The 23,126-nt window shown below is 70.0% G+C and carries 19 protein-coding genes; 8 read left to right on the forward strand and 11 right to left on the reverse strand.

All coding sequences use genetic code 11. The annotated features are described in order from the left end of the window. Positions 1-17 precede the first annotated feature (17 nt). The 5 genes from MMF94_RS11395 to MMF94_RS11415 all read right to left on the reverse strand — a co-directional run bounded on the left by MMF94_RS11395 (position 18) and on the right by MMF94_RS11415 (position 7,175). On the reverse strand, positions 18-2,846 hold the full coding sequence (locus MMF94_RS11395; RefSeq protein WP_241036326.1) for an alpha-L-rhamnosidase: 2,829 nt from the start codon (positions 2,844-2,846) through the stop codon (positions 18-20). A gap of 49 nt (positions 2,847-2,895) precedes the next feature. Continuing rightward, on the reverse strand, positions 2,896-3,717 hold the full coding sequence (locus MMF94_RS11400) for a carbohydrate ABC transporter permease (protein WP_241036327.1): 822 nt from the start codon (positions 3,715-3,717) through the stop codon (positions 2,896-2,898). Further along, positions 3,714-4,643: a carbohydrate ABC transporter permease gene (locus MMF94_RS11405; RefSeq protein WP_241036328.1), complete on the reverse strand. Its 930-nt coding sequence runs from the start codon at positions 4,641-4,643 to the stop codon at positions 3,714-3,716. The genes MMF94_RS11400 and MMF94_RS11405 overlap by 4 nt, the downstream gene beginning before the upstream one ends. A gap of 99 nt (positions 4,644-4,742) precedes the next feature. After that, the gene (locus MMF94_RS11410) at positions 4,743-6,068 is read right to left on the reverse strand and encodes an ABC transporter substrate-binding protein (RefSeq protein ID WP_241036329.1); all 1,326 of its coding nucleotides are present in this window, start codon (positions 6,066-6,068) and stop codon (positions 4,743-4,745) included. 156 nt (positions 6,069-6,224) lie between these two features. After that, complete coding sequence (locus MMF94_RS11415) at positions 6,225-7,175, reverse strand: lactate/malate family dehydrogenase (RefSeq protein ID WP_241036330.1); 951 nt, start codon at positions 7,173-7,175, stop codon at positions 6,225-6,227. A gap of 155 nt (positions 7,176-7,330) precedes the next feature. On the opposite strand from MMF94_RS11415, the gene MMF94_RS11420 reads away from it, so the two are divergent. Continuing rightward, the gene (locus MMF94_RS11420) at positions 7,331-8,161 is read left to right on the forward strand and encodes a hypothetical protein (RefSeq protein ID WP_241036331.1); all 831 of its coding nucleotides are present in this window, start codon (positions 7,331-7,333) and stop codon (positions 8,159-8,161) included. A 63-nt stretch (positions 8,162-8,224) separates the two neighbouring features. Next, entirely contained in the window at positions 8,225-9,463 is a 1,239-nt protein-coding gene (locus MMF94_RS11425) for an MFS transporter (protein WP_241036332.1), read from the forward strand. Here MMF94_RS11425 and MMF94_RS11430 read toward each other — a convergent pair. Continuing rightward, positions 9,451-10,029 (reverse strand): TetR/AcrR family transcriptional regulator, encoded by a 579-nt coding sequence (locus MMF94_RS11430; protein WP_241036333.1) that lies wholly within the window; start codon positions 10,027-10,029, stop codon positions 9,451-9,453. The two genes, MMF94_RS11425 and MMF94_RS11430, sit on opposite strands and share 13 nt — an antisense overlap. A 226-nt stretch (positions 10,030-10,255) precedes the next feature. Here MMF94_RS11430 and MMF94_RS11435 point away from each other — a divergent pair, with 226 nt between their 5' ends. The 3 genes from MMF94_RS11435 to MMF94_RS11445 are packed head-to-tail and all read left to right on the forward strand — an operon-like array spanning position 10,256 to position 13,828. Continuing rightward, on the forward strand, positions 10,256-10,708 hold the full coding sequence (locus MMF94_RS11435; protein ID WP_241036530.1) for a (2Fe-2S)-binding protein: 453 nt from the start codon (positions 10,256-10,258) through the stop codon (positions 10,706-10,708). After that, a complete protein-coding gene (locus MMF94_RS11440; protein ID WP_241036334.1) occupies positions 10,695-11,654 on the forward strand; it encodes an FAD binding domain-containing protein in 960 nt (319 codons plus the stop codon). The genes MMF94_RS11435 and MMF94_RS11440 overlap by 14 nt, the downstream gene beginning before the upstream one ends. Beyond that, on the forward strand, positions 11,654-13,828 hold the full coding sequence (locus MMF94_RS11445) for a xanthine dehydrogenase family protein molybdopterin-binding subunit (RefSeq protein WP_241036335.1): 2,175 nt from the start codon (positions 11,654-11,656) through the stop codon (positions 13,826-13,828). Before MMF94_RS11440 ends, MMF94_RS11445 begins: the two co-directional genes overlap by 1 nt. 100 nt (positions 13,829-13,928) lie before the next feature. Here the strand turns inward: MMF94_RS11445 and MMF94_RS11450 are convergent, their stop codons facing one another. The 5 genes from MMF94_RS11450 to MMF94_RS11470 form a co-directional block, all read right to left on the reverse strand. Beyond that, positions 13,929-15,485, reverse strand: a complete 1,557-nt coding sequence (locus MMF94_RS11450) for an AMP-binding protein (protein WP_241036336.1) — start codon at positions 15,483-15,485, stop codon at positions 13,929-13,931. 237 nt (positions 15,486-15,722) lie between these two features. Next, on the reverse strand, positions 15,723-16,763 hold the full coding sequence (locus MMF94_RS11455; RefSeq protein ID WP_241036337.1) for a LacI family DNA-binding transcriptional regulator: 1,041 nt from the start codon (positions 16,761-16,763) through the stop codon (positions 15,723-15,725). 82 nt (positions 16,764-16,845) lie between these two features. After that, entirely contained in the window at positions 16,846-17,646 is an 801-nt protein-coding gene (locus MMF94_RS11460) for an enoyl-CoA hydratase/isomerase family protein (RefSeq protein ID WP_241036338.1), read from the reverse strand. After that, positions 17,643-18,758: a type 2 periplasmic-binding domain-containing protein gene (locus MMF94_RS11465; protein ID WP_241036339.1), complete on the reverse strand. Its 1,116-nt coding sequence runs from the start codon at positions 18,756-18,758 to the stop codon at positions 17,643-17,645. Before MMF94_RS11465 ends, MMF94_RS11460 begins: the two co-directional genes overlap by 4 nt. Beyond that, positions 18,755-19,975, reverse strand: coding sequence for a CaiB/BaiF CoA transferase family protein (locus MMF94_RS11470; protein ID WP_241036340.1), 1,221 nt, complete (start codon positions 19,973-19,975; stop codon positions 18,755-18,757). Before MMF94_RS11470 ends, MMF94_RS11465 begins: the two co-directional genes overlap by 4 nt. Before the next feature lie 242 nt (positions 19,976-20,217). On the opposite strand from MMF94_RS11470, the gene MMF94_RS11475 reads away from it, so the two are divergent. The 3 genes from MMF94_RS11475 to MMF94_RS11485 are packed head-to-tail and all read left to right on the forward strand — an operon-like array spanning position 20,218 to position 23,098. Continuing rightward, the gene (locus tag MMF94_RS11475; RefSeq protein ID WP_241036341.1) at positions 20,218-20,955 is read left to right on the forward strand and encodes an SDR family NAD(P)-dependent oxidoreductase; all 738 of its coding nucleotides are present in this window, start codon (positions 20,218-20,220) and stop codon (positions 20,953-20,955) included. Continuing rightward, positions 20,952-22,016, forward strand: a complete 1,065-nt coding sequence (locus MMF94_RS11480) for an aldose 1-epimerase family protein (protein ID WP_241036342.1) — start codon at positions 20,952-20,954, stop codon at positions 22,014-22,016. Before MMF94_RS11475 ends, MMF94_RS11480 begins: the two co-directional genes overlap by 4 nt. Then, positions 22,013-23,098, forward strand: coding sequence for a Gfo/Idh/MocA family protein (locus MMF94_RS11485; RefSeq protein WP_241036343.1), 1,086 nt, complete (start codon positions 22,013-22,015; stop codon positions 23,096-23,098). Before MMF94_RS11480 ends, MMF94_RS11485 begins: the two co-directional genes overlap by 4 nt. The last annotated feature ends 28 nt before the right edge of the window (positions 23,099-23,126 follow it).

The following is a 23,126-nucleotide window of genomic DNA, read 5'->3' on the forward strand; positions in this document are numbered from 1 at the left end:
TCACCGCATGGAACGTTTCATCCCGCACGGCGGGCCCGGGTCACGCCGGCGAGGGCCTCGGCGACCTCGGTCTGGACGACCGGCGGGATCCGGCGCATCACGTCGGCGAGCCGGCTGCCGCGCACCCACCGGGTGGTGTCGCGGAACTCCCGCGCCTGCTCCTCGTCGTACTCGCGCAGCGTGCCCATGACGGCCGCATACGCCGCCGGGTCGTCGACGATGTCGGCGAGCTCGGAGTCGAGTGAGACGGCGCCGCCGGGCGCGGATCGGCCGTTCACGGCGACCGTCCAGGAATGCGATCCCGAGCCGACGACCAGCGGGTCCGACCCGTCGGGCAGGTGCACGGTGGCGGTGGTGCCGGCCGGCACCACCGCGGTCACGACGACGCCGCCTGCGGTTCGCTCCCAGCCGGCGGCCGCCCTCCCGTACGGGGTCTCGTGCGTGACCCGGGCGAAGTCGAGCCCCGCGATCGGATGCGGCGCGATCCGCTGCTCCCGGTACCCGGGCGCGGCGGCTGCCAGACCGGCGACCGTGCGGTGCATCCAGTCGGCGATCGCGCCGAACGCATAGTGGTTGAACGACGTCATCTGGCCCGGGTTGATCGAACCGTCCTCGAGCATGCTGTCCCAGCGTTCCCAGACCGTGGTCGCCCCCATCGTCACGGGGTAGAGCCACGACGGGTTCTCGGTCTGCAGCAGCAGCCGGCCCGCCACGTCGACGTGCCCCGTGCTCGTCAGCGCGTCACAGACGATCGGGGTGCCGACGAAGCCGGTGGCCACCCGGTACCCGGCCGCGCGGACCAGATCGGCGAGCCGGTCTCCCATCTGCGTGCGCGTCTGCGGGTCGGTGGCGATGCCGTACTCGATGGCCATCGCGTACGCGGTCTGGGTGTCCGAGAGCATCCGCCCGGCGCCCGTGACGTACTCGCGCAGGAACGCGGCGCGCACCTCCTCGGCGATGCGCCGGTAACGCTGCGCGTCGTCGGTGTACCCGAGGAGCGCGGCCGTGCGAGCGAGGATGTCGGTGGAGCGGAAGACGTGGGCGCTCGCGACGACGTCGGGGTCGGTCTTCGCCTCCCCGGGCCGCTGGGGCGGCGCCGCAGGATCGAGCCAGTCGCCGAACTGGAACTTCCCCTCCCAGAGCCTGCGCTCGCCCGCGAGCCCCAGGATGGTCTCCACCCACGCGCGCATGCTCGGGTACTGGTCGACGAGCACCTGCCGGTCGCCGTAGCGCTCGTGGAGCACCGCCGGGACCACCGTGGCGGCGTCTCCCCAGGCGGCCGCGGGGATGGGCCTGCCGAGGACGTGCGGCACGACGAACGGAACGATGCCGCCCGCCGCTTCCTGTTCGAGCGCGAGGTCCTGCAGCCAGCTCGCCAGAAACCCGTTGCAGTCGAAGAGGTCGGTGGCGGTCGGCGCGAAGACCTGGATGTCGCCGGTCCAGCCGAGCCGCTCGTCGCGCTGCGGGCAGTCGGTGGGCACGTGCAGAAAGTTGCCGCGCATCCCCCAGACGATGTTCTCGTGCAACTGCTGCAGTTGCTCGTGGGAGCACTCGAACTCGCCGGAGCGGCGCATGTCGCTGCTCACGGCCACGGCGACGACATCGGACGGGTCGAGCTCGCCGGGCCAGCCGTCGACCTGCGCGTAGCGGAAACCGTGGAACGTCGACCACGGTTCCCACGTCTCCTCGCCCGCGCCGGCGAGCGTGAACGTGTCGGTGGCCTCGGCCGCGCGCAGCGGTCGCGTGCCGAGCTCACCGTCGTCGAGGACCTCGGCGTGCTTGAGCGTGATCGTCGTTCCGGCCTCGCCGCGCGCGGTGAGGCGCAGCCACCCGACGAGGTTCTGACCGAAGTCGAGCACCGTTTTCCCGCTCGGTGTCGTGATGACCTCCCGGACCGGCAGTTCGGCGACGCGGCGGGCGCCCGGACAGCGGCGCGCCTGCGGCACCGGGACGTCCCCGTCGACCCGCACCGGCGACCAGGCGTGGTCGTCGAAGCCGGGACTCGACCAGCCCGCGGGTTCGAGCCGCGCGTCGAAGCGCTCGCCGAGATAGATCCCGCTGCGCGTCGTCGGGCCGTCACCGCTCGCCCGCCAGCCCTCGCCGCTGGCGATCGTCTCGCTCGTGCCGTCGGTGTAATCCACGACGAGCTGCAGCGCGACCTCGGGCTGCTCGCCGTAGACGCGCGCGGCGGCGTCCCGGAAGCCGAAGCGCTCGGTCCACCAGCCGCCCGCCAGGCGGACGCCGACGGCGTTCTCCCCGTCGACGAGAAGGTCGGTGACGTCGGTCGTCTCGTGCACGAGTCGCCACTGGTACGCGGTCCAGCCCGGCTTCAGCACCTCGTCGTCGACGTCGTGCCCGTTGATCGAGACCTGGTAGACGCCGTGCGCGGTCGCGAACAGGCGCGCCCGCCGGACCGGGCGGTCGACGGTGAAGGTGCGGCGCACGAGCACCGGCTGAGCCGGTTGCTGCGGGTCGGCGAGTCCGACCATCCGCGCGCTCCATTGCCCGTCGGCGAGGAAGCCCGCGACGACGGGCAGCGGGGCGCTCCAGGCGGAGGTTCCACCGTCGGCACCGGTGACCCGCACCCGGACGGCGACCTCGTCGCCGGCTGCCAGCGGCTCGAAGGGCCAGCCGACGAGCACCGAGTCGGGGCCGTCGAGCCGGACGGTCGTCGCGTCCCCGTCACCGGTGGGCGTGAGCTCCACCTCGGCGGACGCCTGCCGCCAGTCCGGCACGTCGGTCTCGACCACCCAGGACAGGCGTGGCGTCGGTGTGGGGACCGTGCTGCGGTCGGTGGCGTGCTCGGCGGTGGTGCGGATGACGCGGGTCGACGGCGCAGCGGTCACGGACGTCCTTCCTGGAACGGATCGGCGGAGGGGAGTGGGCTGCTCTGGCTCAGCCCTTCACGGCGCCGGAGGTCATCCCGGCGACGATCTGGCGGTTGAAGAAGATGAACATGACGAGCGGCGGAATCGTGATGAGCAGGATGTCCATGAAGAGCAGGTTGTAGCTCGTCTGGAACTGGCTCTGGAAGTTGTAGAGCGTGAGCTGCACGGTGGGATTGCCGGGGAGGAAGTAGAGGGGGTTCACGAAGTCGTTGAAGACCTGCACCGCCTGTACGACGATCACCGTGACGACCACCGGCTTCAGCAGCGGCAGGATGATCCGGAAGAAGACCCGCAGGGGGCCCGCACCGTCGATGATGGCGGCCTCGTCGATCTCCCGCGGAATCGTCGAGATGAAGGCCCGGAAGAGCAGGATCGAGAACGACAGGCCGAACGCCACCTCGACGAGAATGAGCCCGAGCATGGTGTCGAACAGGCTGATCCCCTGGAGCACCCAGATCGTTGGAACCACTGCCGGTGGGATGATGAGCCCGGACAGCACGAGGAAGTTGATGAACGGGTTCCAGCGCGTCTTCCGCCGCTGCAGCACGAAGGCCACCATCGCGGAGAGCACCACGATGCCGGCCACGCTGGCGACCGTCAGCACCGTGCTGTTGATGAAGGCGATCACGAGCATCAGATCGCGCGCCTGGATCACGTCGACGAGGTTGTCGACGAAAGCGATCTCGGTGGGCCAGGAGAACTCGAGGAGGTTGGCCTCCTGCCGCGTCTTCAGCGACGTGAGCACGATGAACGCGAACGGGACCACGAAGATGATGCCCGTGAGGACGAGGCCGAGCGTGCTGGCCCAGTAGCGGTAGGTGCGGTTCACATCTCCACCTCTCGCCGGTTGAGGAAGAGCGTCAGCGGCAGGACGATCGCCGTGACGACCACGAACAGCACCACGTTGCCCGCGGTGGAGATTCCGTAGAAACCGGCCTGGTACTGCTTGTAGATCACGGACGCGATCACGTCCGAGGTGTAGCCCGGCCCACCGCGCGTCATCGCCCAGATGAGCTCGAAGGACCGCAGCCCTCCGATGAGCGACAGGATGATCACCGTGGCGGTGGCGGGCCTCGCCAGTGGGAGAATGATGTGCCGGAAGTTCTGCCATGAGCTGGCCCCGTCGACCCTCGCGGCTTCGTGGTACTCCTGCGGAATCGAGACGATGCCGGCGATGTAGATGACGGTCGCCAGGCCGACCCCCTTCCAGACGTCGACCCCGGCGATCGACAGCAGCGCGAGGTCGGGATCGGTGAGCCAGCCCGGCCCGTCGATTCCCAGCAGGGCAAGTGAGTCGTTGATGAGTCCTTCCTGCGGATCCATGAGGACCTGGAACGCGATACCGACGCCGACGGTGCTCACGAGTACGGGGAAGAAGATCACCGATCGCAGGAATCCGCGGGCGATGATCTGCGACGTGAGGAACACCGCGAGGAGCAGGCCCAGCACCACCTTCGCCCCGGACGTGACGAAGGCGTAGATCATCGTGTTCACCAGGCCGGTGACGAGCTGTGGCTGCTCGAAGAACGTGACGAAGTTGCCGAAGCCGATGAACTCGGTGTCGAAGAGCGTCCACCGGGTGAGGCTGAAGTAGAAGGACGCGAAGGTGGGCACCAGGAAGAGCACCGAGTAGACGATCGCCGCCGGGAGATAGAACCAGTGCGGGTACGGGCTCTTCCGCTTGCCGCCCGCTTTGACGGGTCGGGCGCTGCGGCCGGGCGGCGCCGCAGGTTCGACCATCGTGTTCGTCGCCATCGTGCGCCTCCCTGCGCGGGTCCGGGCGCCGAGCCGGCTCGTCGGGACGAGCCGGCTCGGGCGACCCGGTCGGGTCTGCCGGCTTTCAGCGCGGCCCGGTCACCAGCCCTCGAGGCCGAGCTGCTGGGCCTGCTGAGCGACGTCCTGGTCGTAGAGAGCCGCGGCGTCCTCCGCGGAGCGGATGCCGGAGCCGACCTCCACTGTCAGGTTCTCGAGGTTCGGCCCCTTCACGGGGGAGAGGAACTCCAGCGCCGGGCTCGCGGCGCCCCGGCTGAGGTATGCCTGGACGTCCTGCACCGCGGGCGGCACGTCCGCGGGGAGTTCGCAGCCCTTCACCACGTACGGGCCCGTCGGCGTTGCCGCCTCGGTCGTCGCCTGGCAGCCGGCGGGGCTGGCGATGAAAGCCAGGAAGCGCAGCGCCGCGTCGCGCTTCGCACCCTGCGTCGTCTGCGGCGTGTACGCCCCGGACGGCGTCCAGACGGTGATGCCGTTCGTGGCCGCGTCGGGCCCCGGCAGCCCGAAGACGCCGATGTTGCCGACCGCGTCCGCATGGCTGGCGACGAGCTCGCCGATCGCGCTGGTGAGGATCGGGTAGTGCACGCCCGTGCCCTCGGCGAGCATCCGCAGCCCGTCGTTGTAGGTGGCGGACCCGAAGTCCTCGTTCATGTAGCCCGCGTCGTGCACCGCCTGCTGGTGCTGGAAGCCCCGCAATGCTGCCGCGGACGTCGCGTACTTCACCTTCCCTGCTGTGTATTGCTCGGGGAAGGTCGGCTCGGTCTGCAGGACGTTGCGGAAGTCGCCGAGGACGAACAGCTGCGAGGTCCAGGTCTCCCGGTAGGTCTGGATCACCGGCGCGGCGTCGGTGCGCTCGGCGATCACCGCGTTGTTCGCCATGAACTCGTCCCACGTCTGCGGGATCGTGAGACCGAGCTGCGCGTAGACCGCCTTGTTGTACATGATGGCGCCCGCTTGGACGGTGCCGATCGGGGCGCCGAAGACCTGGCCGTTGCCGGACACCGCGTCGACGAATGTCTTGTCGAGGTCCTTGGTCCACGGCTGGTCCGTGACCGGCACGAGGGTCTGAGCCGGGTCGAGGGCTTGCAGGAGCGACCCGGAGTTGTAGACGAAGACGTCCGCCATGTCTCCGGTGGCGAGTCGCGTCTTGACGAGGTTGTCGCCCTCGGTGCCTTGGGGGCGCTGCTCGACCTCGACGGTCACGCCTTCGTTCTGGGCCATGAAGGCATTGGCCAAGCCTTCGGCGATGGCGATGTCTTCGGGGCCGTTGCTGGCGAGGAACGACAGCGTGACGCCCTCACCGTCGCCCCCGCTGGAGGTGAGACTGCCGGCACTGCACCCGGTGGCGAGGACGGCAGCTGCCGCGAGGGCGACGAGCGCCCGCGCTCGCTGGGACGCTGGCTTGCGCATCGTTTGACCTCTTTGTCAGACGTGGCTGCGGTCTTGAATCGTTTCAAGATGTGACTTGGGATGCTAGGCGTGGACCTGTCCAACGGTCAAGATCTGGTTACACAGCGCATCGCCGCAGTGAGCCCCGAGCGCATTGGTGCTGGTGCCGGAGGAGGGCTACTGGTCAACGGCGGCGAGCGCGCGGCGTGTTGCGTCGCGGAGCGTGGAGACACTGCGGTCGAGGGCAGCCCGTTCCTCCGGGGTCATCCGCGGCTGGTGCATCTCGATGACACCACCGGCGCCGAGCACGCTGACCAAGGACAGGGTGACGTCGAAGCCGGGGTTGTAAGCGGCCACCGGGAGGGCAGCGCGTTCGTCCCGCAGCACCGCCTCGGCGAGACGCGCGGAGACGGCCCCGATGCCGTACTGGCTGGCCCCGGTGCCCTCGATGATCGTGATGTTCGCGTAGCGGATGCTCTCCTCGACCTCCGCGCGCACCGCGTCCAGCGGCTGCTCGCCGTCGTCGAGCAGGTCGAGGACGGGGATGCCGCCCATCTCGGCCGACGACCACAGCAGAACCTCGGATGTGCCGTGTTCACCGACCACCATCGCGTGGACGTCCAACGGCCGAACCCGCAGCCGATCGGCCAGGTGCACGCGGAAGCGCAGGCTGTCGATCAACGTGCCGGTGGAGAAGACCCGGTCGTGGCGGGCCAGGTGGCGGGTGAGATCCGCGAGCGGGTCCGGTGGGTCGGTGACCACCATCAACACCGCGTGTGGTGCGACCGCGACGATCCGCGGCACGACGTCGGCGTAGACCTTCGCGTTGGTGTCCAGCAGGCGCAGGCGGCCCTGCGGATCGGAGCGATCGGTCGCGCCACCGGTCTTCTCGTTCACTCCGGCCGTGATGATCACCAACGCGGCGTCGTCGAGGTCCTGATATCCACCCGCGCGCACGTCCACCACGGGCGACAGTGGGGCGGCGTAGCGCATGTCGGTGGCCACGCCGGCGGCCCGCTCAGCGGCCTTGTCGACCAGCACGATCTCCCGGCACATCCCGCCGCGTTCGACCAGCGACAACACCGTCGCCGCTCCGACCGCACCCGCTCCGACCACACCGACCTTCACAGCAACACGCTCCTCCCGGATCCGGACCCGCCTCTCGAAGGCTGTACCCACATCAGCGGTGGCGCCTCACCCGTCGATGAGGACTGCGTGAACCCAGATCCTGTGGCGGCGTCCAGCGTGGACACATGCGGTGCCGGCCCCGGCAGGATGAGCGGGTGATCGACGCGCTCCGTGCCATCGACGAGCCACTGGGCCGTGACCAGTACCTGGTCGTGTCAACGCACGCGTGGGCGATGAGATCGCACAGTTTCCTGCGAGGTCGATCCGGCACACCCACCGTCCGGTACATGCTGTTGGAGGAGCTGCGCACCGACCGATGGGTGCCGGGAGAGCCGAGCCGAGACTGGATCAGCGAGCAGCGCCGCACCGGGCGGCGATGGTGGCTCCTCGGGTCCGAAGAGGAAGCCTGCGCCGACGGGATCGACCTCGACCACCAGGACCACGCCGGCAGTGTCCGCGCGCCCTACGGCGATTTCCTTGCCCAGCGCGAGAATCGGCGACCGGGCCCGCGTCCTGGCAGCTGGCGCGCCCCCAGCCCGGACTTCCTTGCCGCGCTACCCCGCGATCCCGATCAGCTCCTTGCCCGACTCGAGACCGACCACCCACTTACCCGCTTCTCACATCCGCTGACGCGCGTGGCCGATGCGCTGCGCAGCTGCCTGTTTCCCGCCGACCTCCGCACCGCGCTCTATCGCGGTCTGCTTCAGCTCCCCGAGATCGGCATCGACGAGCACACCGTCGACCTCGACGGTCGCCACTGCGTCGCATTGGCCTGCGACATCGGGGCCCGAACCCGTGAGCTGTTGATCGATCCGGCCACCGGACAGTACGCCGGTAAGCGCGAGACGGCCGGCAACGACCCGCTGTGGCCGGTCGCACCCGGCACCGTCGTCACGTCGAGCGCCACCCTTACCGCGATCACTGACAGACCCGGCGAGCTTCCCGAACACCTCGCCGAGCACACGCGCGATGGAGTCCCGACCTGACCCTGACCCTCCGTCGTCGCCGCGGAGCGGGCACTACGCTCACCTCATGGTCGGCTGGTCCACATGACGGACCAGACCGTGCCGCTGCGGCGCCATCGCGGGTTCCGCCGCTTCTGGGCCGCCTCCACGATCTCCGACGGTGGCACCTACATCAGCGTCTTCGCCGTCGGTGTGCTCATCGTCGCCGACCTCGGGGGCACGGCCACCGACGTCGGAATCGTCCGAGGCGCGGGCGTGGTCCCCTACCTCGCGGTGGGGCTGTTCGCGGGCGTGCTGGCCGATCGCGTCCGCCGCAAACCGCTGCTGGTCGGCACGGACCTCGGCCGCGCGGTCGTGCTGGCCGGGGTGCCCCTGCTCGCCGCCACCGGCCACCTGAACGTTCCGGTGCTCGCCGCGCTGATGGTGCTGTTCGGTCTGCTGTCGGTGCTGAACGCCGCCGCCCACCAGTCCTTCCTGCCGCGCCTGCTGCCGCGTGAACTCCTGCCGCGTGCCAATGCCCGCCTCCTGCAGAGCGACGCGGTGGCCCAGACGGCCGGCCCGTTGCTCGGCGGCGGTCTGGTGGCCGCGATCGGAGCACCGCTCACCGTGCTCGTCGACGCCGTGAGCTACGCGCTGTCGGGCCTGCTCATCGCCGCCGTTCCCGTGCGCGACCCGGCACCGCGACCCACCGCCACGTCGGTTCTCGCCGAGCTGCGCGAGGGCGCGAGTTGGGTCTACCGGCACCCCACACTGCGACCGCTCGCGCTCTCCACGCACGGCTGGTTCCTGTTCAACGCCGTGTTCGTCACGGTCTACGTGCCCTACGCCTACCTGGGGCTGGGCATCGGCGCGACGGGCCTGGGCGTCACGTTCGCCCTGGCCGGGGTCGGCGCTCTGCTCGGCAGTTCCGCGTCGGAGGTGCTCGGCCGCCGGGTCGGTATCCCCGGGACGATCGTGGGTTCCCGCGTGCTCGAGGCCGGCGGGATCGCGGTCGTCGCCGCCGCGGCGGCGGGCCAGTTCGTGTACGGACTGGGATTCGGAGCCGAAGGACCGATCGAGCTCGCTTACCGGCAGGCCGTCACGCCGGATCGGCTGCAGGGCCGGACGAACGCCACGATGCGCTCGCTCAACCGCGCCGTCGTCGTGGTCGGCGCCCCGCTGGGCGGGTTGCTGGCCGACGCCGCTGGTCCAGGACCCGCGCTCTGGCTCAGTGCCTCCGGCATCGCCACCGCGGCGCTCCTGCTGGCCGTCTCCGGCTTCCGCACAGCGCGCCACGACGACCAGCCACCAGCCGAGAGCGCACCGAGCGCTCAGTCCGAGTGATCGCACATACCGCGCCACAGCAGGTCGGTGAGACACGCGGTCTGGCCCTTCCAGTCGCCGCTGCGGTCGAGGTACAGGAGGCCGCCCAGGCCGCGAAGGACGGTTTCGGGGTGGAGGTCGGCACGAACCGTTCCGGCTTCGACGTTGGCCTTCAACAGCGTGGCGACCGCGTCGACCAGGGTCTCGTAGGTGCTCGCGGGCAGTTCTCCGTGGGATGGCGTGGCGGCGCGCAGCGCGTTGGCCAGGCCTCGCTTGGTCATGAGGAAATGGGCCAGGTGTTCGGTCGTCCATGTGCGGAACGCCTGTTCGGGGGTGTGGGTCTCGAGCAGGCTCGGCACGACGTCGACGAGATGTTGTACCTCGCGCTGGTAGACCGCCAGGATCAGCGACTCTGGGGTGGGGAAGTGCCGGTACACCGTGCCGACCCCCACCTCGGCCTTCTTCGCGATGGCGTTGAAGGACACCTGGTCCGAGTTGCGCAGTGACTCGGCGGCGGCGGCGAGGATGCGTTCGTGGTTGCGCCGGGTGTCCGCGCGTCGGGGACTGACCGATCCCGTCGTCGTCATCGTCTCCCCCGGGTCGTTCGCCTCGTTCGTCCAAAATGTAAGCAGCACGTCCTGGATCTGGGTAGCTCCCGCGTGCCCTCGTTGCGAAGCGGATCATAATCCGCTAGCTTGGACGGCTGAAGCGGACGAGCATCCGTTTCAGTGTCGCGGAGGCTCGACGTAGCCGCCACCGCGACCCGTGCCGTCATGGCTTCCAACATGGACGATCTGGGGAAACGAAGGTCCAGTGGACATCTCACTCGAAGTCAACGGCAAGGTAGAACAACTGAGTATCGATCCCGGTGTGACGTTGCTGGACACGTTGCGCGAACGGCTCGACATAACCGGTCCGAAGAAGGGGTGCGACCGAGGACAATGCGGCGCCTGCACCGTGCACGTCGGCGGCAGGCCCGTGCTCTCGTGCCTGACCCTGGCCGGCACCGTGAAGCAGCCGGTGACGACGGTGGAAGGACTCTCCGACGGGGATCGGTTGCACCCGGTCCAGCAGGCGTTCCTCGACCAGGACGCCCTGCAGTGCGGGTTCTGCACCCCCGGGCAGGTCATGTCGGCAGTCGCCGCGGTCAAGGATGGTGTCGAGGACGTGAGGGAGTTCATGTCCGGCAACATCTGCCGCTGCTCTGCCTACCCGAACATCATCGCGGCGATCGAACAGGCGAGGCACGCCGATGCGTCCCTTTGAACTCACAGCACCGGCCACCGTCGAGGACGCCCTCGCGTCACCCGGCACGTTCCTGGCCGGTGGCACCACCCTCGTCGACCTGATGAAGCTCAACGTCCTGACGCCACAGCATGTCCTGGACATCAACGAGCTGCCGTTGCGAGGCATCGACACCAGCGACGGGCTGCGGATCGGCGCACTGGAGCGGATGAGCGACATCGCCGTCCACCCCGGCGTGTACCCCGCGATCTCGCGCGCCTTGCTGCTGAGCGCTTCCCAGCAGCTCAGGAACATGGCCAGCATCGGCGGAAACCTGCTGCAGCGCACCCGCTGCACGTACTTCCGTGACGTCGCCACACCGTGCAACAGGCGGGATCCCGGCAGCGGCTGCCCCGCGATCTCGGGAGCCAACCGGATGCACGCCGTGCTGGGCACGAGCGACTCGTGCGTGGCGACCCACGCCAGCGACGTGGCAGTCGCCCTCGTCGCGCTGGGAGCGGAGGTCCGCCTGGTCAGCAAGACGGGAAGCCGCACCGTCGGGCTGAGCGACTTCTATCGCGTTCCGGGCGACTCGCCCGAGGTGGAGAACGACCTGCGCCCCGGAGAGCTGATCGCCGAGGTCCTGGTACCGCGGCTGGACTGGGCGTCACATTCGACGTACGTCAAGGTCCGGGATCGGCAGTCCTACGAGTTCGCGCTGTGCTCCGCCGCGGTTGCGCTCGACATCCAGGGCTCGCAGATCGTCGACGCCCGGGTGGCGGTCGGCGGCGTGGCGACCGTGCCGTGGCGGCTCACCGCGGTCGAAGAGGCCTTGCGCGGCGCGCCCGCGACCCCGACGGCCTTCGAGGCCGCCGCGTCGGTGGCGGCCGACGGTGCCAGGCCGTTGGCCGAGAACGAGTTCAAGGTGTCGTTGCTGAAGCGGACCGTCGTCCGCGCACTGCTCGAACTGACCGAGGGGAGCCGTTGATGGTCAGCCGGTTGGACGGGCCGCTGAAAGTCACCGGCCAGGCCAGGTATGGGGCGGACCACAACTTCCCCGGCCTGGCCTACGGATACATCGTGCTCAGCACGATCGCCCACGGCGAGATCGAGGCCATGAACACCACGGCGGCGAAGAGCGCGCCCGGTGTGATCGGCGTGTACTCGCCGTTCGACCCGCTCGAGCTGCATACGCCGAACTCCCCGGTCTTCGGCGAGACCTGGGTTCCCCTGCAGGACAGGGAAGTCACGTACTACGGCCAGCCGATCGGCTTCGTGGTGGCGGAGACCTTCGAACAGGCGCGGGACGCGGCGATGCTCGTCGAGGTCACCTACCAGCCGCGGCCGGCCCTGACCTCGCTGGAGGACGGCCTCGCCTCGGCCGAGGACGCGCCGCCTGCCTTCGACGGTTCACCTCAGACCCACACGGTTCTCGCCCCCGGCGTCGAGTCCATCGAGGACGCGCTGGCGGCGAGTCCGGTGGTGGTCGAGGCGACGTACAGCACCGCGACCCAGAACCACGCCGCGATGGAGCCGCACTCGGCGGTCGCGGTATGGGAGTCCGGGCAACTGACCGTCTACAGCGGAAACCAGGGGTCGGATCTGCAGGCGGCGGAGCTGACCGCTGCGCTGGCCCTCGATCCGTCGTCGGTCCACGCGCTGAACCCGTTCGTCGGCGGGGCGTTCGGCGGCAAGGGCCGCACGTCCGCGCCCGCGTTCCTGGCGGCAGCAGCAGCCAGGGCCCTCGATCGGCCGATCAAGGCCGCGCTCACCCGGGAGCAGGTCTTCACCGCGACCGCGGGCCGCGCCGCGACCGTGCAGAAGATCGCCCTCGGCGCGGACACGAACGGCACGCTGATCGCGGTGCGTCACGACTCGTGGTGCAGCACGGCGGCGGACCGGTCGTTCGTCGAGCCGACGTCGCACGGCACCTCGCGGGAGTGGTACGCCACCCCGAACCTGGCCATCAGCCAGAAGATGGTGCCGCTGAACATCCCGCCGACCACGTTCATGCGGGCGCCGGGCGAGGCACCCGGGTCCTTCGCGTTGGAGAGCGCGATCGACGAGCTGGCGGTCGCACTGAACATGGACCCGATCGAGCTGCGCCTCCGGAACGACTCGACCGCGCCGCCTGGCAAGGACCTGCAGTGGTCGAGCAAGCATCTCGACGAGTGCTTCCGCGTCGGCGCGGCCCGGTTCGGGTGGGCGAACCGCACGCCGCACGGCCGCACCGACGGCGACTGGCTCGTGGGTCTCGGCACGGCCACCGCGATGTTCCCTGCCTTGCGGTTCCCGGCCTCGGTCGAGGTCAGGCTGCAGGCCGACGACACTGCCGTGGTCGCGACCAGCGGGGCGGATCCGGGTACCGGCCTGCTGACCGTGCTTTCGCTGGTGGGAGCGGAATCGCTGGACATCCCGTCGGACCGGATCACGCCGCGGCTGGGCGACTCGGCGTTGCCGCCCGGTGGCATGTCCGGCGGCTCGACCGCTACGGCGAGCGCGGGTTCGGCCATCATGATCGCTGCGGTCAAGGTGATCGACGACCTGCTGGCCGTGGCGTCGTCTCCCGGTGCGCCGTTCGACGGTGTGGAGGTCTCGTACACGGACGGTCGCGTGCTCGGGGGCGGCCGGTCGATGACGTTCGGTGAGGTGCTGCGGGCCGTGGGCCGCCCGTCGATCTCCGCCATCGGCTCGTCGGCGCCCGGCGAGGAGCTGACCAAGCACTCGTTCAGCTCGTTCGGTGCGCAGTTCTGCGAGGTCCGCGTCCACAAGTGGACGCGCGAGGCCCGGGTGTCGCGCATGCTCGGCGTGTTCGACGCCGGCCGGATCATCAACGACAAGACGGCCCGCAGCCAGATCATGGGCGGCATGATCTGGGGCGTGTCCGCCGCGCTGCACGAGGGCATGGAGATCGAGGGGAACGGCCGGCTGGCCAACGGTGACTTCGCGGGCTACCTGCTCCCGGTGAACGCGGACATCCCTGAGGTCGACGTCCATTTCGTCCAGTACCCGGACACGCTGCACAACGCCGTCGGCGCGAAGGGCGTGGGCGAGATCGGCACGGTCGGTATGGCAGCAGCTGTTGCCAACGCCATCTACAACGCCACCGGTGTCCGCGTCCGTCACATTCCCATCGTGATCGAGGACCTCTTGGTCGAGTGACGCCTGGGGCCGGCACCTGCGCGTGCCGTCCCGACTGCACGATGGGCGGTTCCCCGCGCCGGGGAGCCGCCCATCGGCATTCCTGCGGATACTGTCCACGTCATGTCGGCTGCGCGGCGAGCAACCGGCGGAGGATCTTCCCGTTCGCCGACTTCGGGATCGTGTCGACGAACTCGACACTGCGTACCTTCTTGTAGGGCGCGACCCGTTCGGCGACCCAGGCCATCAGCGTTCCCGCGTCGATCGGCCCGGAGGTGACCACGAAAGCTCGGGGAGCCTCGCCGCCTTCGCGGTGCGGAACGCCGATCACAGCGACGTCGAGCACATCGGGGTGGGTGAGCAGCAGCGCCTCGAGTTCCGCGGGTGCGACCTGGAAGCCCTTGTACTTGATGAGCTCCTTGAGCCGGTCGACGACCCAGTAGAGCCCTGCGTCGTCGATCCGCACGAGATCCCCGGTGCGGAGCCATCCACCCTCGACGACCGTCGCAGCGGTCGCCCCGGGATCGTCCAGGTACCCGGCCATCACCTGCGGACCGCGGACCCACATCTCGCCGGGCTCACCGGTCGCGACGTCTGCACCGGTTTCCGGGTCCACCACGCGGGCCTCCGTCGAGGGCACCAACCGACCTACCGAGCCGGCCGGGATGGTGGCGAACTCCGCGTCGGGCACCATGTTCGTGGTCGGACTGGCCTCGGTCATGCCATAGCCCTGACGGATCGGGAATCCCAGCCGGGCCTCAGCCCGCCTGGTGAGATCGACATCGAGTGGCGCCGCACCACAGAGGCCGAACCGGACAGAGGAAAGATCGTAGTCGTCGACAACGGATGCGGTGGCCAGATCCAGCACCATCGGCGGCACCAGATAGGCCCGGGTGACGCGGTGGTTCTGCAGCATCTGCAGATATGCCTCGAGCTGGTAGCGCGCGAGCGTCACGGCCGTCGCGCCGGCTCGCAGCGCCGCATTCAGGACGATCGTGAAGCCGACGGCGTGGAAGAAGGGCAACGCTGCGGCCAGTACGTCGTTCTCGGTGACTCGCCAGCCGGCGCTGGTCTGCGCGATGTTGGCCACCAGATTGCGGTGGGTGAGCATGACGCCCTTGGACAGGCCCGTCGTGCCGCTGGAGAACGGCAGCACGGCGAGCGAGCTGCTCGGATCCAACGCCGGGCGAGGAGGGTCGCCCTTCTCCGTCAGTAGCTCGGAGAACGGACGGAAGCCATCGGCCTCGCCGAGCACGAGTCGGTGCGTGATCCCGACGGCGTCGGCTGCCACTCCCGCATGAGCCGATGCCTGCTCGGAGGCGATGACTGCCACGGCCTTCGATGCGAGAAACTGCTTGGTCAGCTCGTCGGTCGTCAGGGCCGGGTTCATCGGCGTGACTGCCGCGCCGGCGGCGAGCGCCGCGAACGACCCGAGTGCGTAGTGCGGCTGGTTGTGACTGATCAGCGCGACCACGTCGCCGGGACCGATACCCATCTGAGACAGGGCACTCGCGGCTGAGTCGACGCCCTCAGCGAGCTCGCGGTAGGTCAGCCGTTCGCCGGACGTCGCATCGACCAGTGCCGTCCGCTCCCGGTGCTTGCGGGCCTGCCCGAGTACGTACTCGGGCAGCGTCACGTCGGGGATCTCGACGTCGGGCAGCGGACTGTGGTCAATCATCGTGATTCCCCCAACGAAACGGTGGCGTGATCATCGGTGGAAATGAAGGACCGGCTCGCCACTTCGGTGATGATCTGGACGCGGCCCCCTCGGCCATTGCTGGTACCCATCGTGGTAACCAGCAATGACAATTTCGGGAGGGCTGTGGCAGATGCCACTCGCGGGCCTCGTGATACGTGCCGTTCTAGCCGCAGAAGAGTCGTTATCAACAGTACGAGGGGCGCTGCCCGAACTGCGTCAGGAGCTCTCGCGTTGCACGAGCCGGAACCCGACGTCGCGCACCGGCTCGGCGACGGGACGGCGCTGCATCCGGTCCAGCAGCAGCGTGCCGGCCAGGGTCCCGATCTCCTGCGTGGGAACAGCCACAGTGGTCAATGACGGCACGAGGTGCGCCGAGACCTCGAAATCGCCGAACCCGGTGATGGCGAGCCGCTCCGGCACCGGGATGCCCCGCCGGGTGCAGGCGAGCAGGGCACCCGCGGCGAAGACGTCGCTCGCGAACACCACGGCGTCGGTGTCCGGGTAGCGGGCGAGTGCCCGGTCGAGCAGCGCGACACCGGTGTCCATGCTGACCGAGAGGTCGTCGGCGGCGACGATCCGCGGTTCGACGGCCAGTAGCTCGCGCACCGCCGCGGCGAACCCGTCCCGGCGCTCGGCGGCGCGGAAGTCGCCGGACTGAAGTGCGCCGGCGTAGACAAGGCGCCGCCGTCCCCTGTCGACCAGGTGGCGTACGAGCTCGGCCGCGGCCGCCGCGTTCGAGAACCCGATGAGCAGGTCGACCGGATCGTCGGTCCAGCCCCACGTCTCGACGACGGGGATGGCCGCCGTGGTGAGCAGCGCCCGCGTCCCGGGGGTGTGCTCGGTGCCGACGACGAGCAGGCCGTCGGGGCGCCGCCCGAGGAAGCTGCGGATGAGTTGCTCCTCCTGGTCGGGCCGGTACTCGGTGCTGCCCACGAAGATCTGGTAGCCGTGCGGGGTCAGCGTCTCGGAGAAGGCGTGCACGGTCTCGGCGAACACCGAGGCGTTCATCAGCGGGATGATCGCCGCCACCGCGCGGCTGCGATTGGACGCCAAGTTGCTCGCCGCGAGGTTCGGGACGTACCCGGTGGCGGCGACGGCCTGCTCCACCCGCTCGTAGGTCTCCACCGCGACGGCCTCCCTGTCGCGCAGCGCCCGGGAGACCGTCTGGGGGGACACGCCCGCGGCCGTCGCCACGTCGGCGAGGGTCACCGAACGCGTGGCGGAGCGCCTGCGCGGGCGACGAGGCGTCGGGTTCACGGGCGGAACCGTAGCCAACCCCGGGTGCGGGTTCCCCGGCCTGGCGCCCTCGCTGTCAGTGCTCCCGTCCACAGGGGTCCGATCAACGTCTGCGGAACACGGGATCGCGCTTCTCGGCGAAGGCGCGCCTGCCTTCGGCGGCGTCTTCGGTGGCGAAGCAGATCGTCTGCAGGTCGCGCTCGTACTCCAGCGCCTTGTCCTCCGACATGCTGTAGGCGGCCCGGAGGTTGATCTTCGCGGTCTCCGCGGCGATCGGTGCTCGCGAGGCGATGGTCGCTGCGATCTCCCAGGCCCGCGAGATCAGGCCGGACGGTTCCGTCACCTCGCTGACCAGGTGCCAGCCCAGCGCCCGGTCGGCGTCGATCCGGTCGCCGGTCATGGTCATGTAGGCCGTGTTGCTCGGACCGATGGCGCGGGTGAGGAAACTCGTCATGCCGCCGCCGCCGATCCAGCCGAGCTTGATCTCGGGGGCGCCGAACGAAGCGGTGCTGGACGCGATGCGGATGTCGCAGGACAGGGCCGTCTCGAGGCCACCACCGAGTGCGTACCCGTTCACCGCCGCGATCGTCGGTGTCCGCGCGGCGCGGATCGCGTCGCAGTAGTCGGTGCGGTTGCGGAAGTCCCACGGCGTGGCGTACCGGTCGAGCTCGGCGATGTCCGAGCCGGCGCTGAAGGCGCGGTCGCCCGCCCCGGTGACCACGATCGCCCGCACCGAGTCCGAGCGGTCGCACCACCCGATGGCGTGGACGATCGCCGCCGACATCCGCGAGGTCACGGCGTTGAGCTTCGCGGGCCGGTTGAGCGTGAGCGTTGCGACGCAGTCGATGACGTCGAGCAGAACCTCCTCCGTGCCGAGATCGACGAAGGGTGTCGTGGTTGTCATGAGATCTTCTCCCGTTCCGAGTGGCTGGCACGGTAGAGGTGCTGGAGCCGGTCGAGCCCGCGGCGGTGGTCGAGGTCGCCGGCGAGGGTGGCTCGGACGACGGCAGAGGCGTCCGATTGGAATTCGATGTAGCCGCTGTGGCGCGGACGCACCCAGGCCGTTTCGCAGGTGCGTGCTGTCCGGCGGTAGAAATCGCCTGCCGCGGCGTTGACGCCGTCGTCGGACCAGGCCGCCCGCGCGCTGGGCTGGCCGGCATGGGAGGGGATGAACCGGGTCTGCGCCTCGGTGCTCATGAGCCGGCGCACGTGGTCGAGCAGCGCCGGGCTGGGCGTGCAGCGGGCGCTGATCGCGATCCCGGTGCCGCCGAGCGTCGAGCCGGGGCGTCCGCCAGGTGTGACTGCCGGGGCGTCGCCGAACGCCAGGCGCCCCGCGTAGGTGACGTAGCCGTACACGAGCGGGCAGAGCGCGAGCCGGTCGGTGGCCGACATCAGCTCCAGGAGATTGATGGGGTTGAGCCCACGGGTCTCAGTAGGTGCGTGCGCGTCGATCGACTCCATGAGGCCGAGCACGGCGAGACCGGTGCCGGTCGAGAGCAGGTGGTCGGGGGAGGAGGCGGGCTCCTCACCGAGCGCGACGGCGATCGAGGCGAACGACAGGAACGCGTGCGGCCCGGCCAGGGAGAGCGCCACCGGCGCGCTGCGGGCGATCCACTCCACCTCGTCCCAGGTCGCGGGCGGTTCGCCGACAAGATCCGCGCGTGCGGCGCTGACCTGTGTGGCCGCGTCGAGTGGGAGCGCCCACTGGCGTCCTTCGAAGGCGTACGAGCGCATCGTGGGGCCGATGCTCGCCGCGCTCCACGCCGCGAGCTCGTCGGCGGTGAACAGCTCGTCGAGCGGGGTGAGACAGCCCGTCGCGACGGCTTCCCCGAGATGGGGGTGGTCGAGGACGACCAGGTCGTAGCGGGCGCACAGGTCGTCGATCGGGTGCGACTCGAACCCTTCGAGCGGTTGGGTGTCCCAGGCGATCAGGTTGCCGGCCGCCGCGGCGAGCGCGTCGTGGCCGCGGGGATGGTCCCAGGTCAGGCCCCGGAAAGCAGCATGCACGGCGGTCATGCGCTCTCCACGACGACGCCGGACTCCAGCAGCCCCTCGATCACGGGTACGTCGAGCCCGAGCTCACCGAGCACCTCTCGCGTGTGCTGGCCCGCGAGCGGGGCGCCGCGATCGATCCGGGGCGGGGTCACCGAGAACTTGTACGGGAAGCCGGGCACCGTGACCGTGCCCTCGGTGGGGTGGTCGTAGGTGACGAACGTTCCGTTGTGGCGGATCTGCGGGTCCTCCAGCAGGTCCGCGTAGCCGTAGACGGGGCCCGCCCAGATGCCGGCCGCGGCGAAGGCGTCGAGCCAGTGCTGCGACGAGCGGGTCTCCAGGTGCCGGGAGGTGGCCGCGAAGATCTCGTCGCGGTGGGTCCACCCGTGCTCCTCGTCGATCATGTCGAGGAAGGAGTCCTCGCCGAGCAGCTCGCCGAGCGTCTTGAGCGGCGGGAACGCGAGCGCGATGTAGCCGTCGGCGGTCTTGAACGTCCCGTAGGGCGAGCGGATGTAGACGTGCGCGTGCGGTTGCTCGGAGCGGGCCTGCTGCAGGCCGCCGACGGTGAACACCGACAGCTCCTGCATCTGGAGCGTGGTGATCGCGTCGAGCATGTTGACGGTGACGAGCTGGCCTTCGCCTGTGCGCTCACGGTGCAGGAGCGCGGCGAGCACGCCCTCGAAGGCCGTGGAGGCGGTGACGGCGTCGACGAGGTACTGCCCGGCCGCGCGCGGTGCCTCGCCGGCGCGGCCGCTGGATAGCATGGCGCCCGACATGCCCTGCAGGAGAAGGTCCTGGCCGGGGCGCTGCGCGTAGGGGCCGTCCTCCCCGTATCCGGAGATCGAGACGTAGACCAGGTCGGGGTTGATCGCGCGCAGGCTCTCGTAGTCGACCCCGAGCCGGGCGGCCACACCGGGCCGGTAGTTCTGCAGGAACACATCCGCTGACGCGACCAGCGTGCGCAGGATGTCGCGCCCGGCCTCGGACTTCAGATCGACCGCCAGGGAGCGCTTGTTGCGGTTCAGCGAGAGGAACGAGACGTTGATCCGGTTGCCGGTGGCGCCACCGGCGGCGGAATGGCGCTGCCACTCGCCGGAGACGGGCTCGACCTTGATGACGTCGGCGCCGAGGTCGCCCAGCCGTTGGGCCGCGAATGGGCCCGCCATCGCGATGGAGCAGTCGAGGACGCGGTAGCCGGTGAGCACTCCGGGGCGGTGATGGTCCTCGTGCTGGCCTGTCACGGTCGCTCCTTCGCCCTGGTGTTAGCGCTACCGCTAGCGCTAACATCACGCTAGGCAGCACCGGATCGAGGTGTCAACCGCAGGTGTGTCGCCCAATCAGACTCCGGGAGACCGGACGTAACCAGGCACTGTGACGAGGACGTCCGGCGCGGGCCGGGGATGGGGTCGCCGATGCGCGCACGAGTAGAGGGACCAACCGGGACGAAGCCCTCACGAGTCGCCGCCCGTGTCCGTGGTGCCCGGTGACGGCGGCGCTCGTCACCGGCGCGGCCGGTGCGCTCGGCCGGGCCACCGCCGTGCGCCTGGCCGCCGACGGCCTCGACGTCGCACTGCTCGACGTGGACGAGGCAGGCCTGGAGCGCACGGCCGAAGAGGTCGTGAAGACCGGCGCGAGCGTCCTGCCGCTGCCCGTGGACCTCCGCGACGCAGCCGCCGTCGAGCACGCGGTGGAACGCACGTCCGCCGAGTTGGGCGGGCCGCGAGTGCTGGTCAACAACGCCGCGATCTACCCGAGCAGACCGTTCCTCGAGGTACCGCTCGCCGAGTACGAGCAGGTCGTCGCGGTCAACCAGCGCGCCTACTGGGTGGCGGCGCAGGCGGCGGCCCGGCGCATGGTCGCGGCAGGGGAGGGGGCGATCGTGAACATCGCCTCGATCACGATGCACGGCGGCTGGGCGGACCTCGCGGCCTACGTCTCCACGAAGGGCGCCGCTGCCGCTTTCACCCGTGCGCTCGCCCGCGAACTGGGCGAGCACGGGATCCGGGTCAACTGCGTCTCACCCGGCGCGTTCCCCACGGCCGCCGAGGAGATCCACGAGAATCCAGAGGAGTACCAGCGGTTCGTGCTGGACCGGCAGGCGCTCAAGCGGCGCGGCCGCCCCGAGGAGCTTGCCGCCGTCGTGGCGTTTCTCGCCGGGCCGGACTCCTCCTTCGTCACAGGGCAGTGCATCGAGGTCAACGGAGGGTGGGTGATGGCATGAGGCTGAACGGCCGCGACTACGACCGCACCGGGCTGGCCCGGCTGGCGGGGGACACCGGCGCGGCGGGCGGGGTGCGCGCGGTCGTCCTGGACGACGGGGCCGAGCGCGGGATCCGCGCGCTGGAGTTCCGCACCGGCGCGGGGCTGTCCTTCGACGTGCTGGTCGACCGCGCGATGGACCTGGGCACCGCGGAGTTTCGCGGCAACGGGTTCGGCTGGCGCTCCGCCACCGGATTCCGCCACCCCGGGCTGCACGAGTACCGCGACGACGACGGCCTGTCGATGATGCGCAGCTTCTCGGGGCTGCTGCTCACAGCCGGGCTCGACCACACCCTCTTCTCCGCCGAGGTGGACGCCTCGCAGTACCGCTATCCGCCCCGCGAGACGGTGTGGAACGGGCTGCACGGCCGCGTCGGCAACATCCCGGCCCGCCTGCACGGCTACGGCGAGCGCTGGAGCGACGATGGCGAGTGCGTGCTGTGGGCCGAGGGCGAGGTGCGCCAGGCGGCGATCTTCGGCGAGCACCTGCGACTGACACGCCGGATCGAGGCCGACGTCGGCGGCACCGAGATCCGGCTGATCGACACGGTGCGCAACGCCGGGTTCGACCCCACGCCGCACATGTACCTCTACCACGTCAACATCGGCTGGCCGTTCCTCGACGAGGGCGCCCGCTGCGAGTTCCCGTTCGAGCGCACGACCTGGCAGAGCGACAGCGTCGCCGAGCAGGGTGTGTCCAACATCGAGATGCCCGCCCCGCAGAAGGGCTTCATCGAGCAGGTCTACGAGCACGAGCTCAAGCCCGACGCGGCGGGCAAGGTGCGCCCACGGCTGGTGAACGAGCGGCTCGGGGTCTTCTTCGAGCTGGAGTTCGACACCGCGCAGTTCCCGGCGTTCTTCCAGTGGCTGCACCTGCGCGAGGGCGCTTACGCGATCGGGTTCGAACCGTCCACCCATCACGTCCAGGGCGAGGCGGCCGCGCGCGAGAACGGCTCGATGACGTTCCTCGAACCGGGCGAGGAGCGCCGCTACGAGACGGCCTTCCGGGTGGGGGAGCTGTGAGCGCAACCGACTTCAGTCCCGACCAGCCGGTGCGCTGCCGCGAGTTCGGCATCGGCGCCGTGGGCGCGGGCTTCATCATGGCCGACGTCCAGCTGGACGCCTACGCGCGTGCCGGCTTCCCGGTGCGGGCCATCACCTCCCGCACCAGGGCGGGCGCCGAGTCCGTCGCCAAGCGCTGGGACATCCCCACCGTCTACGACACCGTCGAGGACCTGGTGGCCGACCCCACGGTGCAGATCCTCGACGTGGCGTTCCCGCCGCACCTGCAGCCAGACGTGATCAGGGCTGCGCTGCGGCACGACCACATTCTCGGCGTCCTCGCACAGAAGCCGCTCGCGCTGAACCTGGCGGAGGCCACGCGGCTGGTCGACGAGGTCGAGGCCGCGGGCAAGGTCATGTCGGTCAACCAGAACATGCGCTACGACCAGTCGATCCGCGTGCTCAAGCAGCTGATCGACCGCGGTGAGCTCGGTGAGATCGTCACGGCCACGGTCGACATGCGTGCGGTGCCGCACTGGCAGCCGTTCCTGCGCGACTACGAACGGCTCACGATCGCGAACATGAGCGTCCACCATCTCGACGCGTTGCGGTACCTGTTCGGCGAGCCGGAGGACGTCTACACCGCGGTCCGCAAGGACCCGCGCACCACGTTCGACCACGTCGACGGCATCGTCGCCTCCACACTGCGGTTCCCCAGCGGCGTGCTCGCGGTGAGCGTCGAGGACGTGTGGGGCGGCCCGGTGCAGGAAGGCGTCGAGGGCGACGTGGCGATCCGCTGGCGGGTGGAGGGCACCCGCGGGCTGGCGACCGGCACCCTCGGCTGGCCGGACTACCCAGACGGCAGCCCGTCGACGCTGCGGTACTCCAGCGAGTCGACCGACGGGTGGGTGCAGCCCACCTGGAGCACCCAGTGGTTCCCCGACGCCTTCGCAGGCGTCATGGAGCAGTTGCAGCACGCGCTCGCGACCGGCGAACCGCCCGCGCTCCCCGCACGGGACAACCTGAAGACCATGGCACTCGTCGAGGCCGCCTACCGATCGATCGACGAGCGGCGCGCGGTGTCGCCTGCCGAGTTCCTCTGAGTCCCACCGACCGTTCTCCGGACCTCCA

It is taken from the genome of Pseudonocardia alaniniphila, from assembly GCF_022524485.1.
GTDB lineage: Bacteria > Actinomycetota > Actinomycetes > Mycobacteriales > Pseudonocardiaceae > Pseudonocardia > Pseudonocardia alaniniphila.